Source organism: Kibdelosporangium banguiense (assembly GCF_017876405.1).
GTDB lineage: Bacteria > Actinomycetota > Actinomycetes > Mycobacteriales > Pseudonocardiaceae > Kibdelosporangium > Kibdelosporangium banguiense.
In genome coordinates this window covers 1,946,962-1,971,656 of the sequence record NZ_JAGINW010000001.1, presented here as the reverse complement: position 1 = coordinate 1,971,656, position 24,695 = coordinate 1,946,962, and the positions used below count along the sequence as shown (strand labels likewise).

General features: G+C 65.8%; 25 protein-coding genes and 1 other RNA gene. 13 read left to right on the top strand and 13 right to left on the bottom strand.

Annotated features, from left to right (window positions below; translation table 11 throughout):
- Positions 1-26 precede the first annotated feature (26 nt).
- Positions 27-1,973, bottom strand: coding sequence for a DNA polymerase III subunit gamma and tau (locus JOF56_RS09385; RefSeq protein WP_209636426.1), 1,947 nt, complete (start codon positions 1,971-1,973; stop codon positions 27-29).
- 77 nt (positions 1,974-2,050) lie between these two features.
- Between JOF56_RS09385 and ffs the strand changes: the two genes are divergently transcribed.
- Positions 2,051-2,147: signal recognition particle sRNA small type (gene ffs / locus JOF56_RS09380), an RNA gene on the top strand.
- A 234-nt stretch (positions 2,148-2,381) separates the two neighbouring features.
- Positions 2,382-3,164, top strand: coding sequence for a S1 family peptidase (locus JOF56_RS09375; protein ID WP_209636424.1), 783 nt, complete (start codon positions 2,382-2,384; stop codon positions 3,162-3,164).
- On the opposite strand, the gene JOF56_RS09370 is transcribed toward JOF56_RS09375, so the two are convergent.
- Entirely contained in the window at positions 3,148-3,732 is a 585-nt protein-coding gene (locus JOF56_RS09370; RefSeq protein WP_307854999.1) for a nitroreductase family protein, read from the bottom strand. The two genes, JOF56_RS09375 and JOF56_RS09370, sit on opposite strands and share 17 nt — an antisense overlap.
- Positions 3,714-4,934 carry a putative hexosyltransferase gene (locus tag JOF56_RS09365; RefSeq protein ID WP_307854998.1) on the bottom strand — a complete coding sequence of 407 codons (1,221 nt, stop codon included), beginning with the start codon at positions 4,932-4,934 and terminating at the stop codon, positions 3,714-3,716. The genes JOF56_RS09370 and JOF56_RS09365 overlap by 19 nt, the downstream gene beginning before the upstream one ends.
- Before the next feature lie 124 nt (positions 4,935-5,058).
- Here JOF56_RS09365 and JOF56_RS09360 point away from each other — a divergent pair, with 124 nt between their 5' ends.
- On the top strand, positions 5,059-6,324 hold the full coding sequence (locus JOF56_RS09360; protein WP_209636422.1) for an aspartate kinase: 1,266 nt from the start codon (positions 5,059-5,061) through the stop codon (positions 6,322-6,324).
- The gene (locus JOF56_RS09355; RefSeq protein ID WP_209636419.1) at positions 6,324-7,379 is read left to right on the top strand and encodes an aspartate-semialdehyde dehydrogenase; all 1,056 of its coding nucleotides are present in this window, start codon (positions 6,324-6,326) and stop codon (positions 7,377-7,379) included. The genes JOF56_RS09360 and JOF56_RS09355 overlap by 1 nt, the downstream gene beginning before the upstream one ends.
- Here the strand turns inward: JOF56_RS09355 and JOF56_RS09350 are convergent.
- From JOF56_RS09350 to JOF56_RS09335, 4 genes are all read right to left on the bottom strand, one after another.
- A complete protein-coding gene (locus JOF56_RS09350) occupies positions 7,349-8,539 on the bottom strand; it encodes an MFS transporter (protein ID WP_307854997.1) in 1,191 nt (396 codons plus the stop codon). The two genes, JOF56_RS09355 and JOF56_RS09350, sit on opposite strands and share 31 nt — an antisense overlap.
- Positions 8,540-8,553: 14 nt before the next feature.
- On the bottom strand, positions 8,554-9,624 hold the full coding sequence (locus tag JOF56_RS09345; RefSeq protein WP_209636417.1) for a hypothetical protein: 1,071 nt from the start codon (positions 9,622-9,624) through the stop codon (positions 8,554-8,556).
- Between the two features lie 150 nt (positions 9,625-9,774).
- Positions 9,775-10,110: a hypothetical protein gene (locus tag JOF56_RS09340; protein WP_209636415.1), complete on the bottom strand. Its 336-nt coding sequence runs from the start codon at positions 10,108-10,110 to the stop codon at positions 9,775-9,777.
- A 36-nt stretch (positions 10,111-10,146) separates the two neighbouring features.
- Positions 10,147-10,845, bottom strand: a complete 699-nt coding sequence (locus JOF56_RS09335) for an alpha/beta fold hydrolase (RefSeq protein WP_209636413.1) — start codon at positions 10,843-10,845, stop codon at positions 10,147-10,149.
- Positions 10,846-10,890: 45 nt separating this feature from the next.
- Between JOF56_RS09335 and JOF56_RS09330 the strand changes: the two genes are divergently transcribed.
- On the top strand, positions 10,891-11,487 hold the full coding sequence (locus JOF56_RS09330) for a TetR/AcrR family transcriptional regulator C-terminal domain-containing protein (protein WP_209636411.1): 597 nt from the start codon (positions 10,891-10,893) through the stop codon (positions 11,485-11,487).
- Between the two features lie 614 nt (positions 11,488-12,101).
- Positions 12,102-12,629 (top strand): hypothetical protein, encoded by a 528-nt coding sequence (locus tag JOF56_RS09325; RefSeq protein WP_209636409.1) that lies wholly within the window; start codon positions 12,102-12,104, stop codon positions 12,627-12,629.
- Between the two features lie 47 nt (positions 12,630-12,676).
- Here JOF56_RS09325 and JOF56_RS09320 read toward each other — a convergent pair whose 3' ends face one another.
- Positions 12,677-13,735, bottom strand: coding sequence for an alpha/beta hydrolase (locus tag JOF56_RS09320; RefSeq protein ID WP_209636407.1), 1,059 nt, complete (start codon positions 13,733-13,735; stop codon positions 12,677-12,679).
- Between the two features lie 75 nt (positions 13,736-13,810).
- Here JOF56_RS09320 and JOF56_RS09315 point away from each other — a divergent pair, with 75 nt between their 5' ends.
- From JOF56_RS09315 to JOF56_RS09305, 3 genes are all read left to right on the top strand, one after another.
- On the top strand, positions 13,811-14,365 hold the full coding sequence (locus JOF56_RS09315) for an NADPH-dependent FMN reductase (protein ID WP_209636405.1): 555 nt from the start codon (positions 13,811-13,813) through the stop codon (positions 14,363-14,365).
- Between the two features lie 83 nt (positions 14,366-14,448).
- Positions 14,449-14,874 (top strand): organic hydroperoxide resistance protein, encoded by a 426-nt coding sequence (locus JOF56_RS09310; protein WP_209636403.1) that lies wholly within the window; start codon positions 14,449-14,451, stop codon positions 14,872-14,874.
- A 46-nt stretch (positions 14,875-14,920) separates the two neighbouring features.
- Entirely contained in the window at positions 14,921-15,394 is a 474-nt protein-coding gene (locus JOF56_RS09305) for a Dps family protein (protein WP_209636401.1), read from the top strand.
- 57 nt (positions 15,395-15,451) lie between these two features.
- Here JOF56_RS09305 and JOF56_RS09300 read toward each other — a convergent pair whose 3' ends face one another.
- The 4 genes from JOF56_RS09300 to JOF56_RS09285 form a co-directional block, all read right to left on the bottom strand.
- Positions 15,452-17,290 (bottom strand): S9 family peptidase, encoded by a 1,839-nt coding sequence (locus JOF56_RS09300; protein ID WP_209636399.1) that lies wholly within the window; start codon positions 17,288-17,290, stop codon positions 15,452-15,454.
- Positions 17,291-17,490: 200 nt separating this feature from the next.
- Complete coding sequence (locus tag JOF56_RS09295; RefSeq protein ID WP_209636397.1) at positions 17,491-17,730, bottom strand: hypothetical protein; 240 nt, start codon at positions 17,728-17,730, stop codon at positions 17,491-17,493.
- A 459-nt stretch (positions 17,731-18,189) separates the two neighbouring features.
- Positions 18,190-18,564 (bottom strand): VOC family protein, encoded by a 375-nt coding sequence (locus JOF56_RS09290; protein WP_209636395.1) that lies wholly within the window; start codon positions 18,562-18,564, stop codon positions 18,190-18,192.
- A gap of 848 nt (positions 18,565-19,412) precedes the next feature.
- Entirely contained in the window at positions 19,413-19,775 is a 363-nt protein-coding gene (locus tag JOF56_RS09285; protein ID WP_209636393.1) for a hypothetical protein, read from the bottom strand.
- Between the two features lie 501 nt (positions 19,776-20,276).
- Here JOF56_RS09285 and JOF56_RS09280 point away from each other — a divergent pair.
- Positions 20,277-20,546: a ribbon-helix-helix domain-containing protein gene (locus JOF56_RS09280; protein WP_209636391.1), complete on the top strand. Its 270-nt coding sequence runs from the start codon at positions 20,277-20,279 to the stop codon at positions 20,544-20,546.
- A gap of 1,577 nt (positions 20,547-22,123) precedes the next feature.
- Here JOF56_RS09280 and JOF56_RS09275 read toward each other — a convergent pair.
- Positions 22,124-22,927, bottom strand: coding sequence for a GntR family transcriptional regulator (locus JOF56_RS09275; RefSeq protein ID WP_245378206.1), 804 nt, complete (start codon positions 22,925-22,927; stop codon positions 22,124-22,126).
- 231 nt (positions 22,928-23,158) lie between these two features.
- On the opposite strand from JOF56_RS09275, the gene JOF56_RS09270 reads away from it, so the two are divergent.
- Genes JOF56_RS09270 through JOF56_RS60670 form a run of 3 tightly spaced genes read left to right on the top strand, consistent with a single transcriptional unit; the run spans position 23,159 to position 24,566 of the window.
- Complete coding sequence (locus JOF56_RS09270) at positions 23,159-23,401, top strand: hypothetical protein (protein WP_209636388.1); 243 nt, start codon at positions 23,159-23,161, stop codon at positions 23,399-23,401.
- Positions 23,401-24,177: a DUF4097 family beta strand repeat-containing protein gene (locus JOF56_RS09265; RefSeq protein WP_209636386.1), complete on the top strand. Its 777-nt coding sequence runs from the start codon at positions 23,401-23,403 to the stop codon at positions 24,175-24,177. Before JOF56_RS09270 ends, JOF56_RS09265 begins: the two co-directional genes overlap by 1 nt.
- Entirely contained in the window at positions 24,174-24,566 is a 393-nt protein-coding gene (locus tag JOF56_RS60670; protein WP_372447851.1) for an RRQRL motif-containing zinc-binding protein, read from the top strand. The genes JOF56_RS09265 and JOF56_RS60670 overlap by 4 nt, the downstream gene beginning before the upstream one ends.
- Positions 24,567-24,695 lie beyond the last annotated feature (129 nt).

Here is a 24,695-nt window from a genome sequence, read left to right as displayed (position 1 = left end):
AGCCACTTTGGGGGCAAAGCCCCGGCCTAGATCTTGCGGGCGCCGAGTTCCTGGGTGAGGAGCTCAATCGCGACCTCTTCCGGGTCGCGGGCGATGATCCGCTCGCCCTCGCCGGGCTTCTGGGAGGCCTCCTTGAGCATCTCCTCTTCTTCTTCCTCCGGGGACTTCGGTGCAGGTGGCGGGAGAGGGTCGTCGGGCTCAGGCGGCTCCGGCGGCGGTGGGATGTCGTCGTGGTCGGTCGCCGGACGGGGGGCTTCCCGCTGCGGAGTCTGGACCGCGGCCTGCTGGCTCGGCCGAGTCGGCTGCGGGCGAGGCGGAGGCGGGGCCTGAGTGGCCTGCGGTGCGCCCGCTGCGCCCGCGTGCACGCACCTGACGCGCCAGTTGCCGCCGATCACGTTGTTCAGCGCCTTGGTGATCAGGTCGACGTTGCGCGACTCACCCAGCCGGCGAGCCAGCGGCGCGGCGGCGTGCGCGATCACGACGGTGTCGCCTTCGATGGCCTGCACGGTCGCGTTGGTCAGCATCGCTTCGGTGCTGCGGCCTCCCGGCTGGCTGCGAACCGCTGTCAGCAGGTCCGGCCAGATCCGGCGGATCGCGGTCGTGTCCATCGCGCCCGGGGCGGCTGACGGTGCCTGAACCGGCTCTGGCTGGGGTGCCGGGGCTTGGGCAACCGGGGCAGGCGCCGGTGCTGGTGCTGGTGCGAGGGCCGGCGGCGGCGCTTGTTGTGCGACAGGGCGTTGAACCGGCGCGGGCGGTGGTGCCGACTGCGGAGCAGGGATCGCGGCCGCGACCTGTGGCGCCACGGAAACTCCGCGCTCAAGCCGCTCAAGTCGTTGCAACACAGCGGAATCGGCGGCCGCGTCAGTCGGAACGGCGGCCGGCAGCAACATCCGCGCACACAGCAGCTCAAGCACAAGCCGCGGCGACGTCGCGCCCCGCATGTCGACCAGTCCGGTGTGGACGATCTCGGCGAACCGGGAAAGCGTTGCCGGACCGAGCAGTTCGGCCTGCGCCGACATCTTGGTCAGCTCGTCGCCGGGCACGTTCACCAAACCGCGTGCGCCCGAATCCGGCACCGCGCTCAGCAACACGAGGTCACGCAACCGGTCCAGCAAGTCCGAGGCGAACCGGCGCGGATCATGGCCGGCGTCCACAAGCCGCTCGACCGTGCCGTACACCGCGGCGGCATCCCCGGCTGAGAGCCCGTCGACCATGTCGTCGATCAGCGCGACATCCGTGACTCCGAGCAGTGCGACCGCACGTTCGTATGTCACCCCATTGGGGCCTGCGCCGGACAACAACTGATCCATCACGGACTGCGTGTCACGAGCCGAACCGCCACCCGCCCGAATCACCAACGGAAAGACGGGCGCTTCGACAGTCACGCCCTCGGCCGCACAGTTGCGCTCCAGCAACTCCCGCATGATGCCCGGCGGGATCAACCGGAACGGGTAGTGGTGCGTGCGCGAGCGGATGGTCGTCAGGACCTTGTCCGGCTCGGTCGTGGCGAAGATGAAGATCAGGTGCTCAGGCGGCTCTTCCACGATCTTCAGCAGGGCGTTGAAGCCCTGCGTGGTGACCATGTGGGCCTCGTCGATGATGAAGATGCGGTAGCGCGAGATGGCCGGCGCGAAGAACGCCCGGTCCCGCAGCTCACGCGTGTCGTCCACACCACCGTGGCTGGCCGCGTCCAGCTCGACCACGTCGACACTGCCGGGCCCGTTGGGCGCCAGCGACACACACGACTCGCACTTGCCGCACGGGTCCGGCGTCGGGCCCTCGGCGCAGTTCAGCGACCGCGCCATGATCCGCGCACTGGAGGTCTTCCCGCAGCCTCTTGGCCCGGAGAACAAGTACGCGTGATTGACCCGGCCGGCTGTCAGGGCGACCCGCAGCGGCTCGGTGACGTGCTCCTGGCCGACCACCTCAGCGAAGGTCGCCGGACGGTACTTCCGATAAAGGGCAAGCGCCACGCCCGCGACCCTACCGGGCGGGTCTGACAATCCCCGTGGGGGCTCGGCCCGGGCCGGACATCGATTCGCTACACTGAACGCGGACCTCGTGCGGTGTCCATCTCGTGAACCTCCCCAGGGCCGGAAGGCAGCAAGGATAAGCGAGCTCTGGCAGGTGCACGGGGTCCGCTTATTTCCAGCGTTGTTCTTCCCAGCGGGGCGCGGACCATGTCCCCGTATCTTCTGGGGGCCGAGCCCCCCAGACCCCCACGGTGCGGTTTCTCTCGATCCAGCGTCGGGCGCGTTGTGTCCTTGGCGTTCTGGCAATGTCATCGGCCGATCAGCGGTTGCACGCTCTGTTGTGGTCCGATTACTCATGGACCACGTCCTTCGGACCTGAGGGGCGTCCTCCGGGAGAAGGAGACGACCATGGCGGCAACCCTGCACCGCCTGGTGCGGGCCACCATCACCACGATCGTGACGCTGCTGGCCGCACTGTCGACTGTGTCAGTGGCCTCGGCCGATGTCTCACCGATGATCGTCGGTGGCACCCGCGCCAACATCAACGACTACAAGTACACCGTCTACCTGGCCAGTACGTCCGGTTCGCAGTTCTGCGGCGGCACGCTGGTCAAGGCCAACAAGGTCGTTACCGCCGCGCACTGCACGGTGGGCCGGACCGCGGCCAGCACCCGCGTGGTGTGGGGCCGTGAGGACAAGCAGAGCTCGGCAGGCACGGTCGCGTCGGTGTCGAGCATCTGGATCCACCCGAGCTACACCACCGCCACGCGCGGCTTCGACGTTTCGGTGCTGACGCTCAGCACGAACCTTCCCGCGCCGTATCTCCCGTTGGCGACGACTGCGGACACGGCGCTGTACGCCGCGGGCACGCAGGCCACGATTCTCGGCTGGGGAACGACCAGTTCAGGCGGCTCGGCGTCGCGCTACCTGCTCAAGGCCACTGTGCCGGTCACGTCGGATGCCACATGCAGCACGGCATACGGCACGTCCTTCGTCGCTTCGGCCATGGTCTGCGCCGGTTACCCGAACGGAGGAACGGACACCTGCCAGGGTGACTCCGGCGGCCCGATGATCGCGGGCGGCAAGCTGATCGGTGACACGTCGTGGGGCCGTGGCTGTGCGTTGGCCGGCTACCCAGGCGTGTACGGCCGCATCGCCACCTACAACGCGGCGATTACGGCTCAGCTGTAAAGGGCTTGCCCCATTCCCCTGTGAAGGCGATCTCCGAGAGCGGGAGCCGCTTGCGCACAGCGAGCTCCCGGTCTCGGACATCGTCCGGGATGGTGGCGCGGTCGCCGAGCTTGCCGACGGCGATCGCGACGATTGGTTTCGCCTCCGCGGGCAGTTGGAACAGCACGCGCACGGCCTCCGCGTTGAAGCCGCCCATCTGGTGTGCGACCAGGCCTTCGGACACGGCCTGCAGGACGAGGTTCTCCGTGGCCAGGCCGACGCCGTACTCCCAGAGCGGCAGATCACCCTTGGCGTTCACGGTCACCGCGACGGCCACCAGCAGCGCCGGGGCACTTTGCGCCCAGTTCTGGTTGCGGCGGCTGAGCGACTCGAAGATCTTCTCGTAGCTCCCGTCACCACGACGGCCCACGATGTAGCGCGCGGGCTGCGTATTGCCGTACGAAGGCGCCCACCGTGCTGCCTCGAGCATCGCTGCCAGCTGCGCGTCGGTCACTTCGACCGACGAGTCGAACCAACGCGGGCTCCAGCGTTGCTCGATCAACGGATGCATCAGATCGCCCAGCTCCACACCGTAAGCGAATACGCGCCGAACCACGACGTGACAACCGCCAACACGCTCAATGTGATCACCGCGGTGGACGTGCGCCGCTTGGCCAGGCCGATCGCGATCGGGATGAGCAGCACGAACGCCGGCAACAGCAACCGGGCCTTGGACGCCATCAGCCCGTTGGAGCCGATGTCCATCACCATCACACCGAGCGCGAACACCAGCAGCGGCCACGGCAGCTTCATCCGGAAGCCGACGATCACCAGCACGATCGCGGCGAGCAGCACCAGGATGGTGACGCCTTCCAGCACCGAGAGCTGCCGGGTCAGCGACTCCATCGCGAAGTTCCACGTGGCCACGCCGCCGTCGAACCGCGAGTCCCAGCCGCGTTCCTGCAGCTTGAAGTACCCCAGCAGCTCGCCAGTCTGAACGGCCACCCAACCGAGGTAACCCACGAACCCGAGCGGCGCGAGCAGCCCGCCGATCCACGGCCGCCAGCCGTCCTCCCGTTTGATCACCGCGACCAGCGCGGCCAGCCCCACGGCGAGCACCAGGGCGGCGGCAGTCGGCCGGACCAGCCCGGCAGCTGCGCACGCGAGCCCGGCCAGGATCCAGTTCCGCTCGAGCACGCCGACCAACGCCCACGCGGCGAGAGCGCAGAACAGCGCCTCGGAGTACGGCATGGTCAGCACGATGCTCAGCGGTGCGGCCGCGAACAGGGCCACCAGGATCAGCCCGACTCGATACGAGCCACCAGGGATTCGCCGTCCGATGCGGGCAAGCGCGTACGCGCAGAACACGCCCGCGACGATGGTGATCGTGAACGCGGCCACCAGGCGGGCGGTCTCGGTGCCGCCGAACACCATGCCCAGGTAGTTGATCAGCTTTGGATAGCCGGGGAAGAACGCCAGGGGTGTCTCGGCGCTGCGCTGGTTGTACGCGTCGACCAGGCGTGCGGGCACGTTGTCGTAACCGCCGCTGGCGATCCCGAGGTACCAGTCGGCGTCCCACGAGGTCAGCGCCTCGCCCATGGGGAAGCGCGTCTGGAAGCTCATCCACGACAGCACGAGCAGGCCGAGTTCACGGATGGCCAGGTAGACCAGTGCCGGTGCGAGCAACAGCGCGACCCGGCGCACTGTCCAAGTTCTTTGTTGCGTCGTCTCCTGTGTGGCCGTGGACACCTCGTCCGGGACTGACTGCCGAGTCACCTCCGTCGTGGACACGGACTCCAGGCTAGAGGGTGTTACACCAAGTGGCCGCCGACACACGAGCAACGAAACCCGCTACCAGCCGCAGGTAGGCTCACCCCGACGTGGTCTGAAGCGATTGAGGAAAGGGTTGAGCGGCGTGGCGCTCGTTGTCCAGAAATACGGCGGTTCCTCGGTGGGAAACGCGGACCGGATCAAACGGGTGGCCGAGCGGATCGTCGCGACCAAGAAGGCCGGCAACGACGTGGTGGTCGCGGTCTCGGCGATGGGTGACACCACCGACGAGCTGCTCGACCTGGCCGGCCAGGTCGCCCCGGTGCCGCCGGCCCGTGAGCTGGACATGCTGCTCACCTCGGGTGAGCGGATCTCGATGTCGCTGCTGGCGATGGCCATCCACGCCCAGGGCCTTGAGGCCCGCTCGTACACCGGCTCGCAGGCAGGTGTGATCACCACCGCGGCGCACGGCAACGCCCGGATCATCGACGTGACGCCCAGCCGCATCCAGGAGGCGCTGGACGACGGCGCGATCGCGATCGTCGCCGGCTTCCAGGGTGTGAGCCAGGGCACCAACGAGATCACCACACTCGGCCGGGGCGGCACGGACACCACCGCGGTGGCGCTGGCCGCCGCGCTGAACGCCGACGTGTGCGAGATCTACACCGACGTGGACGGCGTGTTCTCCGCCGACCCGCGGATCGTGCCCAACGCGCGGCACCTGGACCGCATCACCTACGAGGAGATGCTCGAGATGGCGGCGAGCGGGGCCAAGGTGCTCATGCTGCGCTGCGTCGAATACGCCCGGCGGTACGGCGTGCCGGTCCGGGTCCGGTCGTCGTTCAACCAGAAGCCCGGCACCGTCGTGACCGGGTCGATCGAGGAGCTTTCAGTGGAACAGGCGATGATCACAGGCGTCGCACACGACCGTTCCGAGGCGAAGATCACCGTGGTCGGGGTGCCGGACAAGCTCGGCGTCGCGGCGGCCATCTTCCGCGTGATCGCCGACATCGGTGTCGACATCGACATGGTGCTGCAGAACGTGTCGTCGACCCACACCGGCCGGACCGACATCACGTTCACGCTCTCGAAGTCCAACGGCCCCAACGCGGTCGCCGCGCTGGAGAAGGTCCGCGCCGAGCTGGGCTTCGAGCAGGTGCTCTACGACGACCACATCGGCAAGGTCTCGCTGGTCGGCGCGGGCATGCGCTCGCACCCCGGCGTGACGGCCACGTTCTGCGAGGCGCTGGCCCGCGCGGGCGTGAACATCGAGATCATCAACACGTCGGAGATCCGGATCTCGGTGCTGATCCGGGACACCGAGCTGGACGCGGCCGTCCGCGCGATCCACGAGGCGTTCGAGCTGGGCGGCGAGGAAGAGGCTGTGGTGTACGCGGGGAGTGGTCGCTGATGGCACCGGTACTGGCACTCGTCGGCGCCACCGGCGCGGTCGGCGGCGTGATGATCGACATCATGAACAACCGGCCCGAGTTCCCGTGGGGCGAGGTCCGGCTGATCGCGTCGGCCCGCTCGGCCGGCAAGAAGATGACCGTGCGCGGCCAGGAGCTGACCGTCCAGGCGATCTCGCCGGAGGCGTTCGACGGCGTGGACATCGCGATGTTCGACGTGCCGGACGAGATCTCCGCCGAGTGGGCGCCGATCGCCGCGTCCCGTGGCGCGATCGCGGTGGACAACTCCGGCGCGTTCCGGATGGACCCGGACGTGCCGCTGGTGGTGCCCGAGGTGAACGTGGACAAGATCCACGAGCGGCCCCGCGGGATCATCTCGAACCCGAACTGCACGACCCTGTCGATGATGGCCGCCCTTGGCGCGCTGCACCGCAAGTTCGGCCTGACCGAGCTCGTGGTCGCGTCGTACCAGGCGGCGTCCGGCGCGGGCCAGGGCGGCATCGACCGGCTGTACGCCGAACTGGAAGCCGTGGCCGGCAAGCACGTCGGCGGCCGGGCAGGCGATGTGGCCGAGGCGCTCGAAGCGGCCGGTCTGTCCATTGCGGACTCGCCGTTCCCGGCGCCGCTGGCGCTCAACGTGGTGCCGTGGGCCGGTTCGCTGAAAGAGGACGGCTGGGCCAGCGAGGAGCTGAAGGTCCGCAACGAGGCCCGCAAGATCATGGGCATCCCGGATCTGAAGGTCTCCGCGACCTGTGTCCGCGTTCCCGTCGTGACCACGCATTCCCTTGCGGTGCACGCGACTTTCGCTTCGCCGGTGACGGTCGCGCAGGCCCACGAGGTGTTCGAGGCGCAGCCTTCGGTCGTGCTCGTGGACGACCCGGCGGCGCAGAGGTTCCCGACGCCCGCGGACGTCGTGGGCGGTGACCCGACCTACGTCGGCCGGGTCCGTCAGGCCCTGGACTTCCCGAACACGCTGGACTTCTTCGTCTGCGGCGACAACCTGCGCAAGGGTGCCGCGCTGAACACCTACGAGATCGCCGAAGCGCTGGTGAGCTGAGCGGGGGCCGGTGTCCGGCGGATGAGCAGCGCCGCACCCGCGGCGACGATCAGTCCGCCGGCACCGGCGCCGACGAAGCCCCATCCCGGTGAACTGTGGTCCACGATGAACCCGATCACCGGTGAGCCCAGCGCCGCCCCGAAGGTGAGCGCTGTGCTCTGTAGCCCCGTCGCTTCCCCGCGCACGGCCGCCGGGACGAGGCGGCTGACTTCCTCGCCGGTGGCCGCGATGGTCGGCGCGCACATCGCGCTGGCGGGCACGAGCGCCAGGCCGACGATCCACCAGGTGCTGTCGAAGAACACCGCCGGAATCGTCAGTCCGCCAAGCAAAGCCATCAACACGACCTGCGGCAACGACTTGCGTACGGCGCCGTGCACGAGTCCGCCGACGATCGACGCGGCGCACAGGATCACGATGGTCGCGCCGCTCCAGTCGACTTCGCCGTGCTCACGCAACACCGCGACGATGGTGACCTCGGTGCCGGCGAGTACGAACACCGCGCCCGAACCGATCAGCAGCACGCCGGCAAACCTGCTGTTGAGCCATTCCCGCCGCGGTGGCCGCTCCGTCGACACAGGTTCCTTGTCCCCGCGCATCGGGGGATTCATGATGAACAACGAGATGCCGGTAAGGGCGAACCCGGCGGCGACGGCCTGCATCGCGGTCGATGTGGACACCTGAGTGGCCAGTGCGACACCGACCACCGGGCCCACCATGAAGGACACCTCCACGGAGATCGAGTCCATCGAGTAGGCCGTGCGCCGGTGCTCCTCGGGGACCAGCGCGGCGATCGCCTGCCGCCCGATCGCCATCGCCTGGATCGCGAACAGGCCACCGATGAACGCCATCACCAGAAGCACCGGATAGGACATGAACGGCGCGGTGGCCCAGAACACGGTCTCGCCGAGCGTCGTGATCACCAGGGCGGTACGCAGACCGTACCGGTCGATGATCCGTCCGGTCAGCGTCGCGCCTATGCCGATCCCGACCGTCGCCGTGGCCCCGACCAGCCCGGCGGCGCCGTAACCCCGCCCCAGGCCCAGGGCCACATGCAGGGTGAGCGTCATCGCGGTCGCAGCCGTCGGAATCCTGGCGAACAGCATCAGGATCATCAGGGGGCGTACACCCGGCAAGGCCAGCGTCCGTCGGTAGCGTTCCACAGAGAATCAGGGGATCATCTGATTACCCCACCGGGCAACTGAGTTTCGGCGTAGAGCCGGTCGTACTCGTCCTGCCGCTCGCCCTCCTGCGCCGGACGCTCGCCGAGCGCGTCGACCAGACTGGTGACCTGGTAGACCACCCGGTAGAAGATGATCCCGACGGCCGCGCTCATCCACCCCCGCCAGTTCTGCCGCGGAAGGCCCGGCCCCAAGGCGTTGACCATCCAAATAGGCAGGAACTGGTCAGCGGCCACAACAGACTCCATGTAGCCGTGGACACGTCCCCATAACCGCTCTTCGGCGCGCCGGCCCCGCTCCACAGCAGGCTGCAGTTCCGAACTCCGCTGCGACTGAACCGCCAGCTCAGCCTTGGCCTCCTGGGCATCCGCCGCCGAGCTGTCCAGTTCCTCAGCAAGAGCGATGGCCGCTTTGTGATGCTTGTTCCAGGCCCGCATCGGAGACAGCCAAGCCTCATCGATCGCGTCCGGCTCAAGCGACGCCAGCTCCCGCGCCGCAGCGATCGCCTGACCCCGGCGCGTCCGCAACTCGTCGACATGCTCGTCATGCCGGGCAATCCGCCGCTCAAGCGCCTCGGTGTCGGCAAGGGCGCGCAGCTTACGCGCGGCTTTCCGCCCCGCGGAGATCTCAGCGGCAAGCTCAGCCTGGCCAAGCGCCCAGGTATCGATCTCCGCCTTCGAGCCGGGTGCGTCGATCTGCCGCACCTTCCGCTCAAGCAGTTCCACCTCGCGCTGTGTGTTCCTGACCTGGTCGGCAAGCGTCACCACATCGGTTTCGAGCGCCCGCAGCCGCCTGCCCGCCGACTTGAACTCGTCATCGAACTTGCGGACGGCCTTCTCGAACGCCTCAGCCGAGATCTTGGCGCCATCAGCGAGCCTCTTGATCTGCTCCTGCGCCGCGGCAAGCTCCTTGCCGGCCTGACTACGCGCGTCAGTCAACCGTTCAAGCCGGCTCTCCACCCCACTGAGCTGCGACTTGGTGACCGCAGTCCCGTCAACACTGCGCGCCCAGACCACAAGCTTGTCCACCCTGGACCGCAGCTCGTCGAAGCCCTCATACTCAGCCACGGCCCCTCCCGCCAGTTGGACCATCCAGGTGATCCTCGTGCGAACGGCCCACTCGCACCGGTTCATCCAGCAAAAACCCCTGCTCAACCCCCATCCCCGATAGACTGGACCAGGGCCGCCCCCCGGGACGGGTGGGGGCTGTCTGCGGGCTCATGACGCGATCTGCAGGTAGATGCCGCAGGCCAGCAGCGGCAGCATGATCAGCAGCAGCCACAGGCTGAGGCCGGCCAGCAGCACGACCACCGGCACCACAACGGCGGCGGCGAACAGGATCCGGCTCAGCAGCCTGCGCCGGTCAGCGGCTCTGATCTCGGCGCGTCTGTCCAGCTGTTTCTGCTGAGCGGCAACAAGAACGTCGGCGACGGGCACGATCCGGGCGAACGCCTCGGCCTTCTGCTCGGCGGTCGTGTTGTCGTAGTCGTGCAGCGCCTGCCGCAGACCGGCCTGTAACTCGCGGATCTCGTCGTGGTCCTCAGGTTCCGCCATGCGTACATGCTTGCGGCCAGGCCCGGCGAACTGCAGTCACTTCACACGAATGGCCGCTCTGATGATCCGCGCCAGCTCCTCGGGCGCGCCGGTGTCGGCGTCGTGGCCCAGGTTGTGCAGCGTCACTCGTTTCACGTTCGGCAACACGGCTTCGATCGCGTCAAGCCGTTCGGCGAGATGCGTGGGACTCTGGTCGCCGCCCACCAGCACGGTCGGCACTTCGATCTGTTTGTACACGTCAAGCCGATTGCCGAGCTGGTCGAGCGCTTCGAGATCGTTGAGCTGACGCGGAACCAGCCGTCGATAAGCCGGCACGAGCCCGACCAACGTCCCGGCCAGCCGCGCCTTCGCAGCCGGCATGCCGACCACCTCATGCAGGAAGATCTCCATCGCCTTGCTGGGTTTGGCCGCACGCACCCGCGCCATCAGCTCCGCACCCGCCAACGGCGGCCCGATCACGGCGGCCGGCTCGTAGATCACGGCGCCGGTGAACAACTCCGGCTTCGCCACCAGCGCTTCCAACGCCACGACGCCGCCCGACGAGTGCCCGTAGATCACCGCGGGCTCGCTCACGAGCGCGAGGACATCCTCGACTTCCTCCGCCACTGTGCACGCGATATCGCTCTGGTACTGCCGCCGATGCACCCGCACGACGCGCTGGTCGTGGTCAAGCAGCGCCGCGAGTTTCTTGCACCGCGTTCCGTCATCCAACCCGGGACCCACCAAGACGATCATCCAAACCTCCTTAGCAGTGCTAAGGCCCAGCTTAGCACTGCTAAGGTGACTCGTGTGGTGAAGCTGACCAGGCAGGGCCTGATCGAAGCGGGACTGCGGCTCCTGGACGAGGTAGGCCTCGACGGTCTGACCGTGCGCCGCCTCGCCGCCGAGTTCGACGTCAAATCACCGGCGCTCTACTGGCATTTCCGCACCAAGCAGGAGCTGCTCGACGGGATGGCCGACGCGATCGTCACGGCGCCCGGAATGGGGCCACCCAGGCAAGGGGAGTCCTGGCAGGACTGGCTCTTGCGGCGCGCCCGCGCCTACCGCGACTCACTCCTGGCACACCGGGACGGCGCCCGGATCGTCGTTCAATCCACAACACGAAGCCCGGAAACCCTCAAAGCCCTCGACTCGGAACTGGCCGCGATGGTCAACCTCGGCTTCACCCCGGCCCAAGCCCTGCGCACAATCGGCGCAATCACCGTGTACGTCAACGGCTTCGTGCTGCAGGAGCAAACCGGCGTCAGCGGCGCCCCGCCCGACTTGACCTCAACCCCCACCCTGGCCGAAGCCCTTCAGGCCCGAGGCACGCACACGGACCTGTTCAACTACGGTCTGCGCGCCCTGATCGGCGGCGTCATTCCCGACGTAAACTGAAAACCTCTCACCACGAGGCAGAACGGCCCGGCGAGCCCACTCCCCGGGCCGTTCGCACGCCCAGAGCCCAGCCTCACATGGCCGCGAGCCGAAGCGCTACGAGCCAAGTGAAGCCGCGCCCACATCCCAATTCGGAAACAACCGCACGTCACCTGAAAATGAAACCCGTATGCCACACCAAGAATCCCGCCCCGCATCCCCCGTAAGACAGTCCCCCACCCATCCCGGGGGGCGTCCCTGGTCCAGTCTACCGGGAATGGGGTCTGAGCAGGGGTTTTCAAGGGGCGAACCCGTGTGACCGACCCGTTCGCACGGAGTTCACTCGATGGAATCACTCACTCAGGTGAAGGTTCGCTCTCTCGTGGCTGTTCGGCGTCCGTGTGCCGGGTGTGTCCGGCGCCGGTGTGTAAGCGGCGGCCGGACTCACGTCCCCGGCCCGTGTCGGAAGTAGTTGATCACCGCCGGTAATTCGATCACTCGCTGCAAACCGTCGAATACGACCTTGATGAACAACTCTGGCGCGCCTGCTGTCGGCTGGTGACTATGTTCCGGTACTAGCGGGATCCGCTCATTGTTGGCTACGTCATCATTTGAGCGGGGGGATGGAGTCGAGAATGAGAATGGGATTCGTCAAAAAGGTCGCTGTCGCGGTCGTCGGCAGCATGATGGTGCTCGCCGGCGGCGCTTCGGCGGACGACTGGCACGGCTCCGGGTGGACCGCGACGGCTGACCCCGAAGTGGCTGCCAAGACCGTCCAGCGAATGCACGACCAGCTGAAAGCCAGTTACGAAGCCGGCGACGTGGCCGGTGTCAAGGCCAACGTGCGTGAGCTCGACGGAGTGCTCAACGCGCTGGTCACCCGTACCGACGAGTGGGCCACCAGAGCCGAGACGCGTGACAACTCGGTCAAGGCCAACGACCTGAGCTCCGAATTGGCCGCCAAGCTGGCATCGATGCCGGACGGCACGGCCAAGGGCCTGCCCGGCCTGGATCTGCTCTCCGGCGTGACCGCGTTGCTGACCTCGTTGCTGAGCACCTTGCTCGATCTGGTGACCAGCCTGCTCGGCGGCCTGCCGATTCCGGTGCCGTTGCCGCCACTACCTGTCCCGCCGCTTCCGGTTGTTCCGGTCCCGGCTCCGTAATCACCCGAACGTGAATGTCCGGCGCGTGACCCGCGCCGGGCATTCGCCTATTCTTTGACCGATTCCTTGATGCTGATTCCCAGGCCGGTACGCAATGCGCCGACAGCCTCGAACATGGCTTGCTGGAAACGCGTTCCGACCGCCAGGAAATTGGCGTACCCGTGAATGAGGTCGGCGTGCCGGGACTGGACCACCGGTACGCCGGCCGCACGGAGGCGCTCCGCGTACGCCTCACCTTCGTCGCGCAGCGGGTCGAAGCCGGCGGTCGCGATGTAGGCCGGCGGCAGCCCGGACAAGTCCGGCGCCAGCATCGGCGAGTACCGCACATCGTGTTTGTCCTCTTCACGGGTCGCGTAGTGCGCCGTGAACCAGTCCATGTCCTCCTGCGTCAACAGGAAGCGCTCCGCGAACAGCTCTTGCGACCGCGTCCTGACCGTCGAGTCCGTGACCGGGTAGAACAGCAGCTGGTACACGGGTTTCGGTCCGCCCGCGCGGGTTGTCAGGTACGCGGTCACGGTCGCTAGGTTGCCGCCCGCGCTGTCACCGCCCACCGCGATCGCGTCAGGGTCGGCGCCCAGTTCGTCGGCGTGCGCATGCGCGTACTCGAACGCGGCGACGGCGTCGAGCACGCCTGCCGGGAACGGGTGCTCAGGCGCGAGCCGGTAGTCCACCGACAGCACACGCACTTGCGCGTGTTTGGCGAGGAACCGGCAGGTGTTGTCGTGCGAATCGATGCTGCCGAGCACGAACCCGCCACCGTGGTAGAAGACCAGCAGCGGAGAGCCCTCAGCCAGCCCGGAAGGGGTGTACAACCGCGCGTCGATCGTGTCGAGACGAACATCACGCGCGCTGACCGGCTCGATCGGCGGGCCGGACACCAACAGGGTTCCGCCGTCGAGATGCGCACGCGCCTGCTGCGGAGTGCCCTGTGACATCGGCGGAATCCTGCCGAGTTGCTGCATGCGCAGCAGCAGTTGGGCGTCCAGGGCCAGCTCCTGGCCGTCGATGCGGACCGGGGGACCGGCGATCAACCTGCGTACCCGCTGCGGCAGGCCGAACACGGTTCGCAGGGCGGTGGCCTGCGCGGTGACCTTCAAGGGTGGCATCGCTCGATGTTACTTCGAGTAAGTTAGCGGTCAAGAGTAGACCTCGACCGAACTTGAGGTCGTAGGATCGCTGCGATGGCCATAAATGTGGTGGGGATCGGTGGGTCCCTGCGGACGAGCTCCCAGTCCGAGCGAGCCTTGCGCATCGCACTCGCGGGCGCGGAGGAACTCGGCGCCAAGACCCAGCTGATCACGGGCGACGACCTCGTCCTCCCGTTCTACGACCCAGCCGTGCCCGACCGGTCGCCCGCGGCCAAGCGGCTCGTGGAGTACCTGCGTGAAGCCGACGGCGTCGTGCTCGTGTCGCCGGGTTACCACGGAACAATCTCCGGCTTGGTCAAGAACGCCCTCGACTACGTGGAGGACCTGCGCGAAGACGAGCGTCCATACCTGGACGGCCGTGCGGTCGGCTGCGTCGCGACCGCGACCGGCTGGCAAGCGGCGGTCACGACGCTGACGTCGTTGCGCTCGATCGTGCACGCGTTGCGCGGCTGGCCAACGCCGCTAGGCGCCGCGGTGAACTCCGCTGAAGTCCGTTTCGACAGCGCGGGCGAGTGCTCCAGCGAGACCGTCGCCGGCAACCTGCGGATCATCGGCAAGCAGGTCGCCGAGTTCGCACTGACCAAGTGACGTCGGGCACGACTGCGAAGAAATCGCCTACCGCCTAGCGTTCTGTCTGTCAGAGAGTTCGTCTTTAGACAAGGAGCGCCACGATGGCACAGGTGCTGTACACCGCCGAAGCAACCGCCACTGGAAAAGGCCGCGACGGCGAGGTTGTGTCGTCCGATGGCGTGATCGACGAGAAGCTGGCGATTCCCAAGGAGATGGGTGGCCCTGGCGGCCCGCACACCAACCCCGAGCAGCTGTTCGCCGCCGGATACGCGGCCTGCTTCCACAGCGCGCTCCAGTTGGTCGCCCGGCAGGCCAAGATCGAGCTGAGTGAGTCGTCCATCACATCGAACGTCAGCCTGAACAAGGGCGACGACGGCGGGTTCGTGCTGTCGGCGAAACTCGTCGCCCACCTGCCGGGCGTCGAGCAGGGCCAGGCCGACCAGCTGGTCGCGCAGGCCCACCAGGTCTGCCCGTACTCCAACGCCACCCGCGGCAACATCGAAGTCACGGTCAGTGCGACGGTTTGACCCGGAAAACCATCGGGTAGGCCTTCTGGCAAGGAGGCGATGTGCTGTGAAGTCACCGATCACCAGTCCGCTGCCGGAGACGGACAAGACGACCACCGGCGCGATCCTGCAGGCGAGCCTGGCCGATCTGATCGACCTTTCGCTGATCGCCAAGCAGGCGCACTGGAACGTGGTCGGCAGGAATTTCCGCAGCGCGCACCTGCAGCTCGACGAGCTGGTGGCCACCGCACGGACCTATGTGGACGAAATCGCCGAACGCGCCAACGCGATCGGCGTGTCCCCCAACGGCCAGGCCGGCACAGTTGTGGAGAGCTCGGGCCTGCCGAAGTACCCGGACGGCTGGCTGTCGGACGACAAGACCGTCGCCGCGATCGTCACCACGCTTGAAGCCCTGGTCAAACGACTGCGGGCCCGCATCGACGAGACCGACAAGTCCGACCTGGTGACGCAGGATCTGCTGATCGCCGTCGCCAAGGACATCGAGCAGGCCCACTGGATGTGGCAGGCCCAGCAGGCCTGACTCGACCCTGTTGCCCCGCGCGCGCATCTTGCAGGGAGGTGCGCACGCGGGGCAGCTTCACGCCATGCCCAGCATCCGCAGGACGAAGTGCACCTCGATGGCCACCTGCTTGATCGTCTCGGCGATGACCAGCGAGCCGTGCCCGGCGTCGTAGCGGAACTCCTCGTACTTGGCGCCGCGTTCGGCCAGCCGGTCGAGGTAGTTGTCGATCTGCCGGATCGGGCAGCGCGGATCGTTCTCCCCGGCCCAGATCAGGATCGGCGCCCGCACCTGGTCGACGTACGTCATCGGCGAGCATTCCTTGTACAGCTCGGGAAGCTCCTCAGGCGAGCCGCCGAACAACGCCCGGTCGAACGCCCGCAGAGGCTCCATCTCGTCTTCGTACGCGGCCAGGTAATCGGCCACCGGCACACCCCCGACCGCGGCAGCCCACTTGTCCGGCTGCGTGCCCGCCGCCAGCAGGCTCAGGTAACCGCCCCAGGAAGCCCCGGCGACCACGCACTTCTCCGGATCGGCCAAACCCGTGCTGACAGCCCATTTGTGCACGGCGGCGACGTCCGCGAGTTCGGTGAGCCCGGGACGACCTTCGATCGCGTCCCGCCAGGCGGAGCCGTAACCCGTTGAGCCACGGTAGTTCACGTGCACAACCGCGAACCCGGCGTCGATCCATACCGCACGGTATGCGGAGAATCTGTCCTCGTCAGCCGAATGCGGGCCGCCGTGCAGGCTGAAGACCGTGGGCAGCGGGCCTTCGGGCGCGTTCTGCGGACGCGCGATGAGGGCGTGCACGTCGCCGCCTTCGCTGGGAACAAAGGCATCCGTGAGATTGACCGAACCCGGCGCGCGGTCACCCGGCGGCGTTAGCAGCACGCGGTCCGTGCCGTCGGTGTGCAACGCGCGGACCATCGGCGGCTCAGCCGCGGAGGACCATGAGTACTCGATCGTGCCGTCCGGCCGTACACCCGCGTTCCCGACCGTGCCGGCCGGAATGTCCAAAAGGGTCAGTTCGCCGTTCTCGTTTTCGTACTGGTACAACGTGTTCCGGGCCTGATGGGTGTGCGACACCAGGATCGAACGGCCGTCCGGATACCACGCGGCGCCCAGTTCGCCAGGCAGGTCGAGCTTGATCTCGACCTCGGTGTCCGCGACGACATCCCAGATCAGCAGCTCTTCGCGGCCGTAGCGCTCATGCAGCACGAGCAGCCGCGGGTCGCCCTCGACCGGGCTGAACGCGATGGCGTCGAGGCCCTTGCCTTTGCCGTCCCATTTGTCCGCGACAGTGTCACCAGTCGGCGTGATCACACGCAGGGCCGCGTGCCGGTTGTCGCCATGCTCGGAGTGCGCGAGCACGATGTACTGCTCGTCGCGTGAGTGGCCGGAGATTCCGGCATCGTTCTTGTGGGCGTAGACAACCTCGCCTGGCGCGCCGTCTCGCGACACCACAACGGTTGTGCCGTCGTCATTGGATATCCCGATGGCCAGGACGTGCCGGCCGATCTCGACCCCGGCGGGATACCCGGCCGGGGCCTCCGCGATGGCAGGCGCGGGCTCCTGGTCAAGTGGACGGCCGGCGAACGGCTCGGTCACCCAGCTGCCGAACTCGTCGCCATCGGTGTCCGCGAACCACCAGATGGTCTCGCCGTCGGGACTGATCGTGGAGTTGTACGTGCCGTTCGGCCGGTCGGTGACCTGCCGGTGCTGACCGGTCAGGCGGTCCCAGGCATACGTTTCCCACACCCCGCTGGCGTTGGAGGTGTACACGTTCCGGTCCGGCGCGTCACGGGCCCACTCGGGCAGGCTGACACGTGCGGCCCGGAAGCGCGCCCGCCACCGCGTGTCCGCGTCGGCGTCGGGAAACAGCTGGCCGGGCTCCTCTGCTGCGGGATGCTTCGTCACAACGCAGATCCTGCCTCATTACTCTCGCTATTTTGTTGTCAAGCCACGATACGAGCTCGCCCAGGTCAACATCGGCAGGTCGCCGGCCCCGCTGGACAGTCGACCCACCTGAGGACCCACGGGCCAAGCCCGCACCCTTCACCCTGCGCAGGGCCTACAGCCCGCAGGCGGAACCCCTCGAACAGAACTGCGGTAAGTGATCACCTGACAGTATTCTCGGACGAAAGCTCTTCGGCCATGATCTGGTCGACCTTCCGGCTGGCGGCCCGGACCGCGCGGACAACCTGCCCGATCACCACAAACCCAGCCGCCACAATGAGAACAATCCAAAAAGGAACCAAAAACCCAAGACCCAGAAGAAAAGCAACGAACCCGGCGACAGTGGCAAGTCGCGCGGCATTCGGCCGGAACAAAGGAACGAACGTGGAGAGACTACTCATCTCGGAGTCCTTCTGCCGCCAGGTACCCCGCATTGGGCACTTACCCGCACCTCGCGTTGATCACCCCTCCTGTTACCCAAAGTCAGTTGAACCCTAAACATTCACTCGATCGGGTGTAGTCCTGTTTCTTAAGGTGACTTTCGCCGGGACTTTCGACTCTGTACGTGCGCAACCCCTGTCTGGATGAGACATCCCGCTCGACCTCGGGGTTCATGCTTGGTGTCTGTGGTTGGGCCCTTCCCGGGTTTGCTTCGATGTCTCGGGCTGGGACGGCTCGATTTGATGACACGGGAACCCCTCCGCCCCGTATAAAATCGAGCCCAGTGGGGCCGTTGGCCGCCTTTCCGGCAGGGTCGGGACTTTGGGTGTCTTTCCAGCTGGGGCCTTAGGTCGACGTTTTAGCCGGGATCGCTCTCAAATCCTTCGCGAATGCGTACCCAACGCCCTATTCCCTGCTGCTCAGCTCAGACGAGTTCTGAGGAGACAGAATTCGTTGCCTTCGGGATCGGCCAGGACGCGCCAGGACTCCTCGCCAGTCTGGCCGACGTCGGCGGGTCGTGCCCCAAGCTCCAGGAGGCGTTCTAGTTCAGCGTCCTGATCGCGGTCGGTGGCGTTGACATCGAAGTGCAGCGGCAGCCTGCCGGCCTGGGGCTCGGTGCTGGGGACGAAGCACAGAGTCGGCTGCAGCCCACCGAACCCTCCCGGCGGCCCGATCTCCACCACGCCGTCCTCTGCGGTGCCGAACACAGTAAAACCAAGCACCTCACACCAGAACGCGGCCAACCGCTGTGGATCCCGAGCCTTGATCACCAGTTCAGAAATACGACAAGCCATGATCAGCACCCTACGACCCCAGCCAACCCACCTAACCAACCCTCAACCACGACTCAGCGAAAGAGGGCCTGTCCCGGTAGCTGGTCAAGCGAAAAAGCGCCCAGCGCTGGTTCGATAGGAGCACGCACCGTGGGGGGCTTGGGGGGCTCGGCCCCCAAAAATAACAACGAGGCGACCCGGTCCGCGTTTTCCGCGGACACGAGTCGCCCCGAGCCGAGTCGGGGTGGCGGGATTCGAACCCACGACCTCTTCGTCCCGAAGCAATCGCTTGCTTGGTTCGACCTTACGTCACTGCTGGTCGGCGGCATAGTTGCGTCCGTGGACGTCCAGCTTGATGCTCGGCGATCCGCCTGGATTGTCAGGCAGTACGACAGGCAGCCAGCGCGGCAAAGGACAAGAGGCTGGACCACACGCAAGATCCGAAGGGAATGTACGTCGCTTGCGGTATCAACACCAGGGGAGTCGGTTCAACGCTTCTACGGCGATTCTGGCGGCCGTTCTCCCCGTGGCCTGAGCCCTGGCGTTCTCTCGGTGCTTGTCGCCTAACTGGCCCGTCCGTCACAGGGCAAGGTGGGCGGCCGGCTGCGCTACCGCAGAACCCTTCGGATCTTGCGTGTGGTCCAGCTGTAGTTACATCTGTTACAGGGAAAGAGAGAGGGGAGATGTCCGAGTCGCTCGTGCAACTCCCCCTGTAACTCCTGTTTGCGCAGGTCAGACTCCCTAGAGTTGCAGAGTTACAGGTGTGACAGTTGCGGCACACCGAAGATGTAACTCCACAGCCAGGGTCTACGGGAAGTCGTGCGGGATTCGGTCACCGAGAGCACGACGCAGATGTGACCTTGTAATCCTCACAAGTCTCGACCGCGACGATCACCCCCGACGAAAAGAGTTCCCACGACGGTAGCTCCAGCGGCAAGCGCTGCCGGAAAAACGAGCCGTCCGAGTTCGAGCGCGAATTCCTCGGTGATTCCGCCGAAGCTCACTGCTGCCACCAATAGCAACAGCGTGAGCGCGAAGACCCCACCGATGCCATACAAGACACGTTTCTGCATAGATGCCGTATGGCCTACGGTCCGCAGCAGAGGGCCGCTCCCTACGGCGTCTTCGGCCGTGTCGCGCCACTCCTCTACGCTGTTCTCAGGAGGGGAGTCATCCGCCCGCGCGTCGCCCTGACGCTTGACATCGTCGCCTTCCGGCTCTCCTGCGGTCACTTCGCCACCGCCTTGAACAGGGATGACAACAGGGACGTCCTGCCACCGGGTTGGACCACGCTGTTCAGGTGAATGGTCTCAATCACGGGCGTGGTGGGGACGAGTAGCAGCGGCGTGCGGTCATACCAGGTGCCGTCCTCTAGCACTTCGTGCTGCGGGGAAGGCCCGCACCTCGGGTCCTTCATGAAGTGGTTCCCCTTTCAGGGGACTCGGGGTTTGAACGGAGGGTTCGGGAGGCCCCCCGGATGGCGGGCAGACTACCGTGTCCCCACCGTTATGCCACGAGTTCGCCACGCCCGGCGTGTCGTTGATGTTGAAAGGTGTCACCCGTTTGGGTAGTCTCTGGCTCGTGCGACACGCAAGCGGTGCCCAGGCGCCACATAATCACCACTCCAGAACCACTGCCACGACACCTAGTCCAACTCACCGTCACAGTCTGAACAACATGTGCGCTGGCTTAGTAGTGGTCAGCGCCTTGGAGGTCTTAGTCCCATGAGCAAGATGACGCGCACCGACGCGGGCCGGACGGGATCGGCGGAGGAGACTGAAGCTCCTCGCTCCGAGCCGCAAGCGAAGAGGGTCAACGTTGCCGTGACTCCCGAGACTGTTCGAGCGCTTGAGAGCGTGATCGAGCGGGAGGGAGTCAGTCTGACTGAAGCCGTGCGACGACTGGTTGGCTATGGAGAGTTTGTGTACAGGGCTGTCAAGGAGGAGAACGCGCATGTTCTTGTCAAGACAGCGGATGGCGTGCGTGAAGTTGTCCTAATCTAATGTCGTACAACAGGAGGTGTAGATTTTCCATTCGGTAAAGTTAATCGGGGGCTGGCTCGGCGTGGAGAGCTCCCGGTGAGGCCTGCCGGCACATACCAAAGGGCCTCTCGACCCGTGCCGGTCGAAGCGATCATGGCCATGGTGCCCCCGAGTTGCAGAGTTACAGCTGTGACAACGCTGGGACTCACGGCGTAACCGCAAGACCGGGCCGCCGCTGCCGAAAATCGGACTGAGCAACCAGCCGGCGAGGGTATGGTTCCGATCCATGGCCAGACGCGCGAGCGATATTCGATTCGGGATCGAGGTGGACGGGAAAAGGTCCCGCTGCTGGCGGGTAAGGGCGGGTGCCCGCCTGCCCGAGCTGTATGTCGAGCGGGAAGGCCTCGAAAGGGCTGCTCACATCAGTCTGCATGCGTCGGGTCGCTGGCATCTAAAGGTAGAACGAAACCAGGTGCGTCAATGGGTTAGGCCAACTGAGTTGACCCCGGGGTACACGCGCGCCCTAGTCATCTCGCAGTCCGTGTCTGTTGCGACAATTGAGCTTGCGGCACATCCCACTGCTAAGCTTATTTGCGTGACGCCGGACTCGGAACCAGTGCACTTCAACATCTTTATCGAGCGGCCGGGGGCCAACCTTCATGGATGGCCGGGAAAGAACGCCATGGGCTCAACTTTCGTTGGTCGAATCGAGTTGGCTAACGACGTGGGAACGTGCTGTGTGGTCGCACATCAAGGACCGATTCAACCGGGATCCGCCAATTTCCCTGCGCCTGCACCTGCAGTGCGGGAGCAGATGAAAGAAGCGGCCCGTGACGGGCACCTCTACGGAACGGTAATGTTCAAAGCCGACGACGGGACGGCTGGATTCCTTGATGGAAAGTTTAGTGTCGAACCGTCAGGGCCGTCCGTTCAGCCTTAGCCTATGTGAACTCCCCTAAGCAACAAGCCGGGCGCGCTCACGCCGTCTTTGGCTGGCGACAGCAGCATAAGTCTGCTTGCATCCGACGGGACCGATCATAGCGCTTTATTCCTTGGCCTGTGCCCCCTTGCGGCCGGGGCGGCTACGATGCGCTCGGCGGCCGCGTGTGGCGGCGTGACGCTTGTGTCAATCCGCAAGTGTGCTTGTGGTAGCCGCACCGTGGTATCGAACGCTGTCAGCCTCTCGGCGGTATCTCCAGTATTGCGTTTCTCTATCCGGTCTAGGGCGACATCTCGGGGGCACCACAACTCGACAACGAGCCAACGTGCAGACGGTACTGCCGACGTAACTGCGGTAACGGCGTCCGCTTGCCCTAGGTGCAGTATCGGAATGGTTCCATCACTAATTAGCTCATTCAGATGTGATCGATCAACTATGTACGTTGACCCGTACCGACTGTTTTCCCATATGACCTCGCCTGGCGTTCTTCTAAGCTCATCCAGTTCGGCCTGCGTCGCTAGTCGGTAGCCGGTTGTCCGACCAGGGCCGTGCTTGAGCCGCCGAAAGAGCTGGTATCGAGAATCGATAGCTGTCACTGCCTGGGTGACTGTGTCTTTCCCGGCCGCTGGGGGGCCGTACAGAATAACCGCAGAGTGGATCATCTGCCAACCTGTCGCAGTAGTTCTTCGGCCTGCTGTTGAAGCGGACGTGCTCCGGCTGAGTTTTCTACCACCATGTGGTCGATAGCAGGCTTAAAGTCGAGGTCGATCCCGGCTAGATAGTCTTCCCAATTGGCCAACTTTGCTGAATCCCTCGCAGCACCCCTGTGCCTAATGTAGGCGCGCATAGTGTCGGCATCACAGCGAACCCACACTACATGCAGAGTCGCCCCCATGCTTTCGACGCTCGCTGAGATTCGGTCGCACCAAGCCCGGTCTGAAAGTTCCCTGATGAATGGCGCCGTCACGATTGCGCTGTTGCCGCACGATACGTTCTCGGTCATGGCGGCAATAAGTGCCTCATATTCGGCCGGGCGAATCAGTGTCAGATAGATGTCAGACTCTCTGTCGCTCGGAGGTACGCCCAACTTCTCCAACGCGGCTTCAACAACCGGCCGTGTCGTGGTGTCCTTGTCGAGGATGGGCCAATGGGTTCGCCGAGCCAGTATCCGGCCTAGTTCGGTTTTACCACTTCCAGCGTACCCACCGATAAGAAGCACTTTTGGTGTTGTTGGAAGTGCTGCCGGCGCAAGTTCTGCATCCGGATAGTTGACGATTCGACTAGAGCGATCGCGTGTGACGACTAGCCCTTCTGCCGCAAGCTCGGCCATAGCCTTAGCCACCGGGTCGACACTCACGTCCCACTCTGCGGCGAGCGCTCGTGTGCTCGGGAGCGGCTGCCCGTGTCGCAGCACGCCCGCTTCGATGTCGTTCCGGATGTGTCGAGCGATGACCCGCCACATCGGTTCGTGCTGCTGCTTGTCCTGCCGAGATGGCGGTGTCATCAGCGAAAGCCCTTTCGTAGGCGGTCTGTCATGGCACAAGCTAACAGACCTCCAACTGTTCGGCCCGTTCAAGCAGGTCAGAGCATGTGGGCGGAAAATCTGTGAGCTAACAGTTGACCGGAAACATGACAACTGTTAGCTTCTGGTGTGTCGGCGGCCACACCGCCGAGACACGGAGGGTTTCGCGGGATGACCAGCGAGTTCGAACCGGGCCATTACCCGGATGGGCTGGACGAAAAGACGATCAATGTGTTGCTCGCCGAGGTGCAGGCTGAGTTGCGTACGGCGGCCCGGCCGACGTCGGCGTTGCTGGACGGTTCGGCGGCGGAGCGGCGCCGGCGTCGAATCGAGAACCGGGCGATGTCGGCTGTTGTTCGCACCTTGCCGGTGCGGCGCCCGGCGGCCTCGTCAGACGGGCAGGAGGCTGCCTGATGCGTACGTTCACTCATCACCGCAGCGGTGCGACGCTGTTCGGCTTGTCAGTCGGCGCGGCCGTAGTCGACGTTGTCGGCGAAGAGCGGGAGCACGCCGAAGTCGTACTGGCCCCTGCCGTTGCCGGTGACCACGTCGCCGAGGACCTGATTGCTAGGGCGACCGAGACCAATGCCGGTGAGCGGTTCACCATCGAAGTTCCCAAGGCGTGCGGGATCACCGGGACCACCATCGTGCACAACGGCGGCCTCACGGTTAGTCAAGGCGTTAGCGTGATGTTCGGCTCGGTCAGCGGTGTCACGATCGTGAACGGCCAGATCATTGGCGGTTTGGGCTCGGCAGTGGTGACCGGTGGCGGCGCGTTGCGCGTCACGGTGCGGTTGCCGCTCGGGTCCTCTCTCGCCGTGTCGACCGACTGTGCCGACGTACATGCCCGAGGTCAGCTCAACAGCGTGTACTTCCGCGCGGTGAGCGGTGATCTCACGGTCGAGAGCGCCCGCGTTCTGGATGCAGAGTCGACGTCCGGTGACATCTCGCTTGACTGCGGCACGCACGTAACGGCCAAGACGGTCTCGGGCGACGTGCGAGTGTCGGGACTGGCCGGCCGGGCACAGGTGACCTCGGTATCAGGGGACGTGCGGGTGCACGCCGTGACCAATTCGATCGCGGCTGGTCAAACGGTCTCCGGCGACGTGCGCTTCACCGCCACGCCGGGCGTGATGCTGGACAGCGTTGGCCGGTCGGTCAGCGGTCGTGTCACCGGGGCGACGCGATGACCGCGACAGTGGTTCGGCTGCCATGGAACGGCCAACACTGGCCGGGCCGGATGCAGGACGGGTTGCCTACCTTCGGGTTTCGCAACGCGCCGCCCGGACTGGCAACGCCGAGGCAACTGCGCGCCGAGGGACTATGCCCAGGCGGACACGACCCGGCGGCACAGATCGTATGGCGACGCGGGCGCCGGTGGGCGGCGCTGTACCGGTTGGACATCGCCAAACCAAGCCCGGGTGCCACAACCGCGCAACTGGCTGCACTCTCGCGCGCACACCGCGCTCTACGCACTTGCCGGGGAACGTGCGGCCAGGTGTTTTCATACCGGCTTCCCAGGTCTACGGGACGGCGATGCTGGACCTGTTGGGACGCAATGGAAAGCGAGGCCAGGTGATGCCTCGCGCTACTGACATCGACACCCGGACCGGTGGTCACTCCGCCAAGAACGCCCACCGGGCCGGGGCTCCCGACCCACACCAAACGAGTGGAGAGAACCCGATGGTAAGCAAGGATATCGGCTCGG